Origin of the sequence: Candidatus Nitrohelix vancouverensis, assembly GCA_015698305.1 — a bacterium.
GTDB classification, from domain to species: domain Bacteria; phylum Nitrospinota; class Nitrospinia; order Nitrospinales; family VA-1; genus Nitrohelix; species Nitrohelix vancouverensis.
Genome location: CP048620.1, coordinates 2430586 through 2443107, shown reverse-complemented (window position 1 = coordinate 2443107; position 12522 = coordinate 2430586). Strand labels below are relative to the sequence as shown.

At 47.5% G+C, this 12522-nt stretch carries 11 protein-coding genes; 9 read left to right on the top strand and 2 right to left on the bottom strand.

Going from position 1 to position 12522, the window contains the following annotated elements:
- Positions 1-11 precede the first annotated feature (11 nt).
- Both G3M78_11345 and G3M78_11340 read right to left on the bottom strand, forming a co-directional pair.
- A complete protein-coding gene (locus G3M78_11345; protein QPJ65955.1) occupies positions 12-1844 on the bottom strand; it encodes a hypothetical protein in 1833 nt (610 codons plus the stop codon).
- A gap of 12 nt (positions 1845-1856) precedes the next feature.
- The gene (locus tag G3M78_11340) at positions 1857-2801 is read right to left on the bottom strand and encodes an AAA family ATPase (GenBank protein QPJ65954.1); all 945 of its coding nucleotides are present in this window, start codon (positions 2799-2801) and stop codon (positions 1857-1859) included.
- A gap of 131 nt (positions 2802-2932) precedes the next feature.
- Here G3M78_11340 and G3M78_11335 point away from each other — a divergent pair, with 131 nt between their 5' ends.
- From G3M78_11335 to G3M78_11295, 9 genes are all read left to right on the top strand, one after another.
- Complete coding sequence (locus G3M78_11335) at positions 2933-3628, top strand: bifunctional precorrin-2 dehydrogenase/sirohydrochlorin ferrochelatase (GenBank protein ID QPJ65953.1); 696 nt, start codon at positions 2933-2935, stop codon at positions 3626-3628.
- Between the two features lie 204 nt (positions 3629-3832).
- Positions 3833-4429 carry a hypothetical protein gene (locus G3M78_11330; GenBank protein QPJ65952.1) on the top strand — a complete coding sequence of 199 codons (597 nt, stop codon included), beginning with the start codon at positions 3833-3835 and terminating at the stop codon, positions 4427-4429.
- A gap of 4 nt (positions 4430-4433) precedes the next feature.
- Complete coding sequence (locus G3M78_11325; GenBank protein ID QPJ65951.1) at positions 4434-5858, top strand: FAD-binding oxidoreductase; 1425 nt, start codon at positions 4434-4436, stop codon at positions 5856-5858.
- Positions 5859-5988: 130 nt separating this feature from the next.
- A complete protein-coding gene (locus tag G3M78_11320; protein QPJ65950.1) occupies positions 5989-6531 on the top strand; it encodes an HNH endonuclease in 543 nt (180 codons plus the stop codon).
- Between the two features lie 26 nt (positions 6532-6557).
- The gene (locus G3M78_11315) at positions 6558-7880 is read left to right on the top strand and encodes a hypothetical protein (protein QPJ65949.1); all 1323 of its coding nucleotides are present in this window, start codon (positions 6558-6560) and stop codon (positions 7878-7880) included.
- 15 nt (positions 7881-7895) lie between these two features.
- Positions 7896-8402: an NUDIX domain-containing protein gene (locus G3M78_11310; GenBank protein QPJ65948.1), complete on the top strand. Its 507-nt coding sequence runs from the start codon at positions 7896-7898 to the stop codon at positions 8400-8402.
- Positions 8399-10804: a transglycosylase SLT domain-containing protein gene (locus tag G3M78_11305; protein ID QPJ65947.1), complete on the top strand. Its 2406-nt coding sequence runs from the start codon at positions 8399-8401 to the stop codon at positions 10802-10804. The genes G3M78_11310 and G3M78_11305 overlap by 4 nt, the downstream gene beginning before the upstream one ends.
- Positions 10805-10834: 30 nt before the next feature.
- Positions 10835-11584: a CvpA family protein gene (locus G3M78_11300; protein QPJ65946.1), complete on the top strand. Its 750-nt coding sequence runs from the start codon at positions 10835-10837 to the stop codon at positions 11582-11584.
- A 62-nt stretch (positions 11585-11646) separates the two neighbouring features.
- Complete coding sequence (locus G3M78_11295) at positions 11647-12519, top strand: branched-chain-amino acid aminotransferase (protein ID QPJ65945.1); 873 nt, start codon at positions 11647-11649, stop codon at positions 12517-12519.
- Positions 12520-12522: the final 3 nt, after the last annotated feature.

The following is a 12522-nucleotide window of genomic DNA, read 5'->3' as shown; positions in this document are numbered from 1 at the left end:
CGACAGACCGGTCACATATCGCGAATGAACCGTTGCGCGTAAGATCGAATCTCTTTTCCGTTCAGGACGTGGAAATAACGGATTTTATCAATCGTCTGACTGGAGAAACGTTTCAGGGGAATATGGATGATGCGTTTTTTATAATGCCGGGCCAGATTTCTCCAGCTCAAACGCGGCGCGTTCGGCGACACCACGGTCACATGCCTTTCTCTGGAATGGAAGAAAGCGGCCTCCAGTAATTTTTCTTCCAGCGTGTCCGCCATGCGCATTCTGGGATCGTCCCAGATATTGGGAATAGGGCGCGGCGGGAAGATCGTCATACAGCCTCCATAGACCGACTGGCCGATGCCCGGCCCCACCATTTTCTCCAGATACTCCGTTGCAAAAAAACAGAGGGTCGATTCTTCTTCATGCTCGGCATACCAGGTTTGTCGCCATGTATAGAGGTCCGGGCTGGGTTCGTCGTCAAAGATCATGACCACAATTTCCACCTTGCCGCGAGAAGGCGGAACCTCTTTGACATAGATATCCCCCGTATGCCAGTTGCGGAGCGTTTCTCTGATATCAATACCGTCTTTAACCGAGGATGTGAATTTTTCGCTACGCGCCAGATCATTGCTGAGTAAAATTTTCGATTGTTCGCGCACATGCGTGTTGAAACTTTCGATCTTTTCATCTTCGGGAGGCCATGAGCATTGCCCATGCGGGTCCCAGTTGTATTTCCATTCTCCCTGCTTCTCAAACTCCGGTTCTGGAGACAGATTCAGACGACGCCATTCCATATCCGTTTCAGACAAACGATTGATTGCCGCAACGGCGCCTTCTTCTGAATCGATGACCGCCTGTTCGATACTCAGGTCTATGGTTTCCAGGGAGGAGTCGCGGTCTTCCTGAAACACGTATTCTTTAGCCGCTTCGAGCGTGGCGATCGCGTAAGCGTCGCCGCCGACCTGTTTGGCCGACAAGGCGAGGGTGTAGAGATCGGGAGTCAGGCGGTTGTCCAGGATCGACAGATTGCGAATGTATTGCAATTGCATCTGCAAGGTATGCGCCGACAAACCGTGGTAGCGCAATCGCCGTTTTTTGACAAACTCCTCTCGTGCATGCAGAAGGATTTCCTTGATACCGTCAATCGATGTGTTGCGGTCTGACTTCAAATTCAGCCGATATTTTTCATACAGGGACGTGACATAGGGAAATTCAGACAAGGCGAAATACAGTGAATTCTTTCGTAGATCGTATAAATGCGGAGTCGCTCCAGCAGGAAGCGGTTCGCGGTATTCTTTCCGTTCCGCAAACGCTTCCTTGACCCAGGGCCAATCTAGTATGGAACAGATGAAAATAATGTTTTCATGTTCCATCTCCAGCCGGTGCAACTGAAACGCCATCCAGCGCGCGCGCAAATCATGAAAACTGTCCGCTTCCGGCCGTTTCAGCGAAACCATGATAGCCGCGCAAAATTTCTCGAAGGACAAGCCTTGCAAGGCAACCGTGTCGGGAAACAAAATAGAGCGCGGTTCGAATTCTGGTTGATTCCAATCGATGAATTTTCTTGGGATCCCCTCCTGCATGGCGATTCTCAAGCCCATGATTAAAGGCTGACAGGGGTCGATAGGAACAAAATTCACGCCGCCATTCGGTTCACGAAGGCAACTGACCGTGATATGAGGTAATTTTTCGATTCCCGCTTCAACCGTGGTTTGGAACTCTTCCGGCAGGGCCACCGCCAGACAATCGCAAGGCGTCGATAGCAAACGACTGCGGATTTCGCGCGCAAAATTGCCGCTACCGTGAACCACGGGCAGAAGGGTGATTCTATCGCTTAATTTGAAAATGTCAGACATTGAGTGGGGGTCTTAGCTGTCGGAATCGGGATGCAGAGGGTTATCCCCGCTGAAAAAGAAATCGCCCAGTCCCATCGGCATCCTTTCGCCGCCCAAAGCGCGACGTTTTCGGGACGCAAGTTCATCAAGGTCCAGGGCCTCTTCACCCAGCACTTTGCTGACCGCTTCCCTCCAGTAATCATCTTTGGCGAGTGGGTGCGATTTGTCCTGACGCAGGCGTTTGACGGCATATTGCAAAATATGCAGGCCGTCGCGCGGAGAAAAATCAAGATCGAACTGATGCGAACGCTGAAGAAACTCAACCGTGAGATTTAAAAATTCGTCATCCACAAAAGGAAGGTGGTATTTCAATATCGCAAGCTCGTCGTTGAAACTCGGCATGTCCAGTTTCAAAGTGGGTTGCATGCGCGATAGAATATAGTCCGGTATCTCAAAGGTCGACTCGTCGCTGTTCATGGTCACGCAGGAGCGAAATTCGCGATGCGCTCGAACCTGAATACCGGCTATGATGGATTCCACATAACGCCGGTGATCCAGCAGAGGGGCGAGAGAAGCCCAGCTCTTTTCGTTCATGCGGTTGCCTTCATCGAGAATGCAGATTCCGCCAGTGACCATAGCGCTCACCAGCGGAGAAGCATGGTAAGTGATTTTTCCTGACTCCGCCAATACCGGGGAGATCAGCAAATCCTCCGGGCGCGTGTCGCTGGTGCATTGGAAAATATAAAGCGGTTGTTTTCTCTCAAGAGCCGCCGCCATGGCGAGGGTGGTTTTACCAATCCCTGGCATGCCCACAATTCGCGGCGATAAAGGAAGGTCTTTTTCCGAAACAACGAGCCAGCAAGCTAGAATTTGTTTCAATAAATCCGTCTGGCCTATCCAGCGCGGTTCTGTCGTGTCCGGGCGGCTGAGATGAATTTCCACTCCATCGATTTTTAGGGTGCGCTCATTGTGGTTCAACAGATTCTCCTTTGGTTCAAAATAACAGCAGGTCTTGAGTCGGCGACATGACGACAATAGAGTTTTTCAAAAACAGCGAAGCAGTTAGACTATAATAATAGTAACAAACAGAATTCAACTATAGTTTATTTATGCTGGTCGATCTCAATATATTTCAAAAAAAGATTCTCATCATTGGCGGGGGACGCGAAACCACCCGCAAGGTGCAGGGCTTGACGGGGCAGGGCGCGCAATTGATTTTCATCGCTTCCGCATTCCACCCGAAGCTGGAGGAACATCTTGAAAATGAAAATTACCAATTGATTACAGAAACTTTGAGCGATGCGAGCCGAATTGAGGCTTTTTTCCCTTGCTACATGGTCTTGGCGACCACGGATGATAAAGCGCTCAATCGTTCCATTATCAATGCGGCAAAAGCAACAGACGCCTATGTCTATTCGGTTGACGATCCTGAATATTCGGATTTTTCACATCCCGCCGTGATAAATTTCAAGAACAGCGTCCGATTAGCTCTGTCTACAAATGGAAAAAGTCCTTTAATGGCGCGCAAACTTCGAGAATCGCTGGAAAGCGCTCTCCCTGACCTTATTTCGGAGCTTGATCTGTTGCAAATCCGTCTACAAAGTGAAATCCGTGAGGAAGCGAAAACGGTATTATCCTCAGCAGAGCAAAGAAAATCATTCTTGCAACTCCTGCAAGAGAACCCAGCCATACAAAAACAGTTGAGCCAAAATCAGTTCAACACAGCAAGAGACCTGGCGCTCGCTTTGCTAAGGGAATATTCTTTACCCGAAAGGGTCGTAAATTCTGGTAAAATTGAAGAGTGATTATTAATTTCTGGAAAAAGGCCATCAAGTGGAAAATTTTGTATTAGTAGCCATCACCCTGTTTGTACTGTTTATGTTCTATTCTTTGTTTAAATACGCAAAGTTCATCAATCATTACCCCAAAGAACTGGAACAAAATAAAGAAAAGGCAAAAGCCGCAGAGACGATTGAAAAGAACACGACTGAAAATCAGTAAAATGGATCATGAACGCTCAATTGAACTTGATTCTCGACGATTATATCCAGCGCTACCTTGAGGGGAATCAGGCCGCAAATCTGTTAAACAACTTATTGAACGATACAGGGGTAGGCCTGCGCCCCTTGATCGATCATTGCACGATACGAACGGACAATGTCGACCAGCGCGCCCTTGAATTTGAGGAAATGGGTTATGTACAGGACGAGCAAATAGGCGTTCTGACTTTCGATCACTGGTGGGCCAAAGTATACAGAAAGCCAGGTTACCCGGCGCTCTTCATCGACCAGGCTTTCGCAGACGAGCGAGGAACGAAAAGTCTGATCCCGCAATGGGTGAACGACCACGGCGACCAGACCTTTCATCATATCGCCATTCAGGTCAATGATATCGAAATCGCCTTGCAGAAACTAAGCGAACAGGGGCTGTCCTTTTCGGATCAGATCATTGGCGAAAGAAAATCCGACCTGAGACAGATTTTTTCCACTCCTGAAATAAAGGAAGGAAAAGTTTTCACGGTGTTAGAACTTATTGAGCGTCATAACGGATACGAAGGTTTTCTCCCGCCCCAGGCCGACGGCCTGATGGAGTCCACACGAATCTAATCAGATGATTTTAAAAACCGCTCCGACTGAAATTTCAGCCTATTTGAAGGACGCTTCCAATTATGCAGAGGGCCATGCCACAGCGGTTGCGATTCCTGAATCCGAAGATGACCTCAGAGAGTTTTTGAAGACCAATGAAGAACCGATTACCATTTCCGGCGCAGGCACCGGTTTGACGGCAGGACGCACCCCGCTGGGAGGCGCCGTCCTATCAGTTGAAAAATTCGACCGGATCGGAGAGCTTGCCGACGCTTGCATTGAAGTGGGCGCCGCAGTTCGTTTGAAAGACCTTCAAACCCGGCTGAAGGGGAGCGGGTATTTTTACCCGCCCAATCCAACAGAAGCCTTGTCCTTTTTGGGAGGCAATTTTGCCACCAACGCTTCTGGATCGCGGAGCTACAAATTTGGCGTCACCCGGGACTATGTGAAAGAGGCGCATGTGTTTCTTGCAGACGGACGTCATGCCTTATTAAAGCGCGGCGAAACCATTGCAGAGCCTCTTTCATTAGACGACGGATCGTGCATTACTTTCCCCAAAGTCAGCTATATCAGCCCGAAGTGTAAAAATGCGGCAGGTTATTACATGCAGGCCGATATGGATTGGCTCGATATTTTCATCGGCTCAGGCGGCACGCTCGGAATCACAACGCGAATGAAACTGCAATTGCGCCCCGAACCGGTTGATTTTTTCAGCGCCATCCTGTTTTTTGAGGACGAGGAAAGTTCATGGGAACTTGTAAACGCGATAAAAGCACAGCAGAACGAATTGATTTCCCCTTGTTCTCTGGAATACTTCGACTGCAATTCACTCAAACGTTTGAAAACGAAATATGAGAACACGCCGCCAACCGCCCAGGCCGCTTTATTCGTCGAGCAGGACCTTTATAAGGATACAAACAGCGATGCCATTACCGAAGCCTGGGTTGAATTCCTTGATGAAAACAGGGTGGATCTGGAATCCTCCTGGTTTGCTCAAAGCAATCGAGATGTAGATCGCTTCCATGAATTCAGGCACACTTTGCCGCAACTGTTGAACGAGGAAATCAGCCGAAAAGGATGGGTTAAAATGGGCACCGATCTGGCGACTTCAGATCAGCATTTTTTAGAACTCATGAATTTTTACAAACGATCCCTTTCCCAGCAAACAATCGATTTTGTCATGTTCGGACATATTGGCGACAATCATCTACACATCAATTTATTTCCGAAATCCGGGGGAAGCCAGAAAGAAGAAATCATGACGCTGTATCATTCGCTGGTCGACCAGGTTTTGGAATGGGACGGAACCATCTCGGCGGAACACGGTATCGGGAAACTCAAAAAGGAATTTTTACGACAAATGGTCGGCGATGCAGGACTCGCTGATATGAGAAAGGTGAAAGCTGAATTGGACCCAAAAGGCTTGTTGGGGCAGGGCGCTATTTTCTAATACAAAGACCCATTCCCTGTGTTAGAAAGAATCGATATTTGAAGTATTATCAACGACAGTATTGACAGTAAATGAAGCGTTAAATACACTCATCAAGTTATTGAATGAACCTGTTTCAGGGAATTCATTGATGCTCGATTCGGTCAAAAGTCTGGTTTTAAATTATTCCTACCAACCGCTACAATTTTGCAGCGCCAAGCGCGCCATCATCATGATTTTGTCCGGTCGCGCCGAAGCCGTTGAAAGCGATGGTTATGTGATCCGTTCGCCCAATGCGGAATTCAGGTTGCCCGCAGTGATCCGGGTACTCAATCTGGTTCGTGTCAAACGCTCCAACCGAATCGCTTTCAGCAAAAAAAATATCCTGCGCCGCGACAGCTTTATGTGCCAGTATTGTGGGGATACGAGGCAACCCTTAACTCTCGATCATGTGTTTCCAAAATCAAAAGGAGGCGAGGCGAAATGGGACAATGTCGTGATCGCCTGCAAACCCTGCAACCTGAAAAAAGGCAATCGAACCGTTGTCGAAGCCAACATGCGTTTGATGAAACAACCCAAGCAACCTCAATTTCAATATTTCCACTTTGCGGTACCCACTGGACCGAAATCACATCTCGACATCTGGCGCAAATACCTTCCTGAAAAAATCATCAAGGGCGCTTATTATTCTTAGGCAGTTTGACTTGCGGAAAACACCTCATGGAACCCAAATCTCTTTATCAAATTATCAACGAAGATGAATTTCGCGACCTGGCGCAACCTCCTTTTTTTGAATTTTGCAAGCTGTTCAATAAACTGAACAGTAAATTTGCAAGCGGCAAAGAAGTTTCAAAAAAGTTCTACTCTCACCTGCATTATGAAATCGATTCGCTCGAAAGTTTTCTCGATGATTATGGCGCGAGGGAAAACAAGAAATGGTCGTTTTTTTCAGAGTACATAGCTTCAATAAGAAACCTTTCTTTAGCCGCATTTTATGTGCGTCATGTTCTCGACCGTTATCCCTATTACAATCTTCAGGAAAACCCTGAAATGGACGCGGCCTTCAAAAAAAATGCTGATGAAACATTGAGCTTTCTCAACAGTTCCATTTACAACTTGTTCAAGGAAACACTGGCGACTGGCCAGGAGAACGGATTGAATGCTTGTGATGAAACCGATCATCCGCCGGAAATATCCGAAGTGCTCGCCAACAGGAGACTGCCAAGAAATATAAGCGAAGATGAAATGAAAGATGAAAGCGAACGCATCATTGGCTTATGCGAAATCATTCAGAACGCGTCGCGAATGATGGTTGATTCCAAAATTGAAAGTACAACAGAGCCCGAGGAATTAAAAATCATCGTCCCGGGGAAACTCAATGAAAAGAAAATCCGGGAATATTTGAATCTGATTCACAACGTACAGTCTGAATACGATACCTATGTCAAAAACACAAAGATGGAGCAGGACTGTGAACAATTGAAATACATTCGCGGGTATATCTCCATGCCGCTTCACCTGTTAGCGGCGGCCCTCTGGTTATCGCATTTATACGAACGACATGAAGACGCCATTCGCCCGGGGGAATGTAAAAGAAAAATATCCATGATGGCGGATAAGAACGACCTGCTTGATAAGATCGTCAATTTCGCCTATTTTTACGCTCTTTATTTCATTCAGCGAGGAAGTGAAATTTCCAAAGATATTCTCATGCAATATCTCAAAACCCAGAAAATCATTCTGCCGATCCCTCAACCCCTTGGCTTCCATGCCAGGCCCTCTACTTACCTTTCTTTAATTTCACGGCAATACGACTCCGACCTGTTTCTCATTGTCGACGATGAGAAGTTCAATGCCCGTTCCGTGATGAGCATGTTGCAGGCAGGCGGTATCATTGCCGACAAGGGACTTCAAAACGTGCAATTCGAAAGCGATCCGCGCGTGCTTGAAGATTTAAAAATTCTTGCTCAGAATAATTATTGCGAGGACAAACCGATTCCACAAGAACTGGCTTATCTGCGTTCTCAGCAAAACGGTTCTTGAGCGTATTTTCCCACTATGGATAACGGCGATGAAATGTTCGACGTGGTTGACGCTCAGGATCATATCATTGGTCAAGCCACTCGCAGGGAAGTCCATCAAAAAGGCTGGATGCACCGATCCGTGCATATTTTTGTCCTGAACCCTGCCGGCGATTTGTTTTTGCAGAAGCGGGCCGAATCCAAAGATGAAAATCCCGGCTTATGGGATTCCTCCACATCCGGGCATGTAGACGCTGGAGAGGACTATGATACGGCGGCGCATCGTGAGTTGCAGGAAGAATTGGGTATTAAATCCGATTTGAAAATAGCCTTTTCATTATCCGCTTGCCCGCAAACCTTCAACGAGCATGTTCGAGTCTATTCCTGTCACACGGATCAGACCATTATCATCAATCGCGATGAAATCAGCGAAGGACGCTTCTGGACCTTTGAGGAAATAGAAATCGCGCTACAATCGCCTTCGAATCAATTCACCTCTTCGTTCGTTCTTATCTGGAATCGTTTCCAAGCCAACACCTCATGAAACTACCCGGTATCGCCCTTGCTGTATGGATGTTTTCGATTTGTTTTGTCCCGCAATTGTTTGCAGATCATTTGGATATTTACAAATCAAGAGATCCATTTCCTTTTGATAAATTCCCCATTTCAGACGGCTACGCTGATCTGAAGTCCCTGGACAAAGAACGCCTTTCGACGCTTTACAGTGAATTGCGAAAATCGCGTGCGGATATGAAGGAAACGGAAGATAAAAATCTGCTCGCGCTTGCCCTCGGCTACATTCTTTTCCTACAGGAAAACTATCACAGCGCAGAAAAGATTTTAAAAAACCAGATACTTGGTAATTTTATTCTGCAAGATTATCGCCTGTATATTTTATCGCTATCACAGCGTCGACATGCGCAAGAGTCGCTTGCAAATAAAAACCCTCAATCTGCGATCCGTTTATTGAAAAATGCAAGAGATCAGCTATTACTGATCCATCGCAATTACCCCTTGAGTCCTTTCATTGACAGCATTGAAGAGGACCTTGCGAAAACGGACAGAGAACTGGGCGACGCTTTCTTTGCGACCAACAATCATAAAAAGGCCTGGCAGGCTTACCGGCGCGCGCTCATGCGGTCTTTTCCCGGTAACCATGAGTTTGTCAATCAGGTGGCGCTCGCCCTTGCCGACACCTATCAAGCCGCTGGGGATTGGTTCGAAACGGAAGATCAATACCAGTTTATTTTACGTAGCAATCCATCTGCGGAAATCATCAAAGCTCTGACCGAGAGATTTCAAAATCACGCCGAAACCTACAAGGAACAATTCCCTGCTTTCGCACCCCTGACTATCCAGCTCAATTCTCTGCGCATCAAATTGGAATCTTCTGGAAATCGATTGCAATCAGATAAGGCTCTCCCGGAAAAAGAAATTTTTAGAAATTTCCATACCGCTAAATTTGAAAATAATGGAGAACGCCTGAGTCAGGCGGCAGAATTACGTAAGGAATTTGCAGGCGACCTGGAAGTGGACGCGATCACCAAATCATTGATAGACGGCTTGAAAGCTGAATTACTCGACAGAGAGTGGCAATCATCTCACGACCCCTTGCTCAAAACCTTATCCGTTCAGGAACGCTATGCGCTCGGCCTCGGTGTCTGGTCGCGAGGCATGAGAGACAACGCCGCAGTTGTATTTGAATCCATCACAATCGATTTCCCATTGGAAGTCAGCCTCACCCACAAGTCCCTCTATTTTCTGGGGCGTATCCGCGAGGATCAGGAACGTTTTGACGACGCATTGACCTATTACCGGACATTGATTCAACGCTACAATTCCGGACCTTACACCGCTTCCAGTTTTTTCAAGCTGGGCTGGTTGGAGCGCATACGCGGAAAACTTGCAGAATCTGAAACCGCTTTCATAGAGGCCGATCGCTTCTTTGAGAGTCCCGTTTACAAGGGTCTTCTCGACGTCTTTCCAGAAAATAAAAAGTATCATGCCTCCACTTTGTTCTGGTTGAGCGATGTCCAGAAACGTCTCAACAAAGATGCTTTAGCGAAACAAACTCTGGCTGATCTGGAGCAAAAGTTTCCATTTGATTTTTATTCTCTATTAAACAGGGAACGGTTGGACCGCCTGCTCCCTAAAGAAAAAACTCCCCCAGAGCTTTTGCAGAGGATTCCCGGACTGGGTGATATCGACAGAAAGCGCTTGAACCGCGCCGAAAAGCTGGCTTCGATACATTTGATCGATTGGGCGCGCAAAGAACTGGATTCATTTTCATATCAAGCCGATTCGCCTGAATTCATGATCTATCTGGCCCAGCTCTCCGCCAGAGTGGATAGTTACCAGAATTCAATGCGTATTGCCTGGAGGACCTTCGAAAGCAATCCCAATGACGCTCATTCAATGCTGGCTCTACAGTTTATGTTTCCAAAAGGATTTTTTGAACCTATCCGGAAACAGGCTGAAAGACACAAGCTCAATCCCTATTTCATCGCATCCTTGATCCGTCAGGAAAGCGCATTCACACCCGCGATCAAATCCTCAGCGAACGCCATCGGCCTGATGCAACTGCTTCCCTCAACCGCGCGCAGGGTCGCAAAAAACATGGGCCTGCCCATTCCAGACGAAAAGGACTTGAGCGACCCAGGGGTCAACATTCCCATAGGTTCCCACTACTTGAATCAACTCCTCGAAGGTCTGGATAACAATGCGGTCTTCGCCCTGGCCGCTTACAACGCCGGCCCCGGCAAGGTTCGTTCCTGGAGACGACTGCGCAAGGATTACGACATCCTTGAGTTCATGGAATCTATCCCCTATTATGAAACCCGGGATTATGTTAAAAAAGTTCTTAGAAATTTTATATTGTACAGAGCGCTCTATCAGGAGCGCTACAGCGATGGCATCACCGACGTATTGACAGGCGTGCGCGATTAATAAATCTTTATTCAAAATTCTGGATTCTCTATGACCCCATTTGACACTATTGTCGCGATCGTACTCACCCTCAGCCTGCTCTACTCCATTTTTAAAGGATTCGTTCGGGAAATTTTCTCCCTGCTGGCCTATGTTGGCGGTTATCTCACGGCGCTTAAATTTCAGTATGATTTTGCATCCGTTCTGGAAGATTCTCTGGGCAATGAAACCGTCGCCAAAGTAGTCGCTTTCATCCTGATTTATTTTGGCGCTGCTGTCGCTATTTCATTTGTGGGAAGAATGGTCCGCAACCTGTTGTTTCAGGAATCGGCGGGACTGTCGGGCATGGACCGGCTCCTTGGCGGCGCCGTTGGTCTGGTCAAAGGCTTTGTCCTGCTTTCAATCCTGATGATTCCTCTTGGCTTTTTTCCTGATTTTCACAGTAAAATCACCGCCGGTTCCAAGTTCGAACCCTACCTGGCTGAAGTGGCCCAAATCATGAAAAACACTGTTGGCGCATCACAAAGCCTGATGGATAAAATTCCAGACATGGGCGAAGCCGCCGGAGACTCCATCAATGGACTCAAGGAAAAATTTAAGGAACTGCAATCTTTGGTCGGGGCGATGGACAGCAAGTCCGCCGAGAGCGGTCAGTCCGGCTCTGGCAAGGACCAAATGAATTCACTAGCGGGTAATCTTGAAGGCGCCAAAGAACTATTGGGGAAACCGCAAGAGAAATACACCGAAGACGATATGAAAAAACTGGATGAGTTGTTGAAAAAGCTCGACCAGAAAAAATAAGTTCCCGCCACTCACAGGAACGGAAAATTCAAACTCTTTACACGAAAGCGCGCCAGTTACAGATGTCGACAAAAATCAATTGCAACGGTCAAATCAGCGATAATTTATCCATCTCATTTTACGACCACGGTTTCTTGTTTGGGGACAGCGTGTATGAAGTCATCGCCACGTCAAACAACGTTCCCTGTTTTCTCAACGAACACATCGATCGCCTGCAAGGCTCTGCCGCAGGGATTTTTCTCGACATCCCCTTTGACCGGAATCGATTGATTCAGGAAGTGGAGCGAACCCTGCAAGCGGCTGGCAATGAAGAATCCTATATTCGCATCATTGTGACTCGCGGGGAAGGGGACGTGAACATAGACCCGTCTTCCTGTCACAAACCCAACGTCATCATCTATGTGACTCAGGAAAAAAAATACCCGGCTGAAAATTACGTCACAGGAGTGAATCTGGCCGTGGTCTCCGTCAAAAGAAATTCGAGCGATTCATTGAATCCCAGCATGAAGACCGGCAATTACCTGAATAATATTCTGGCGATCATGGAAGCGAACCGCTCGGGCGCTCACGACGCCATCATGCTGAACGCGGCGGGTTGCATCACTGAAAGCACCACAAGCAATATATTTTTCTGTAGCGATGGAACGCTCTTCACACCCGCGCTGAACTGCGGCATTCTCGAAGGCATCACCCGGCGCGTCATCATGCGGATAGCTGAAGAAAATGACATGCCCGTTGAAGAGGGGCGTTGGCCTGTGGAGGCCATGATTTCCGCCGATGAAATTTTTATTACGGGAACCATCAAGCGCGTAATGCCTGTCACCCAGATCGACGGCAAAATGATCGGAAGCGGCAAACCCGGTTCCATTTCCCTGAAAATGGCGCGCCTCTACGACCAACACCTAGAGAGTCACGCGCGCCTCTACCCATCCTGATCG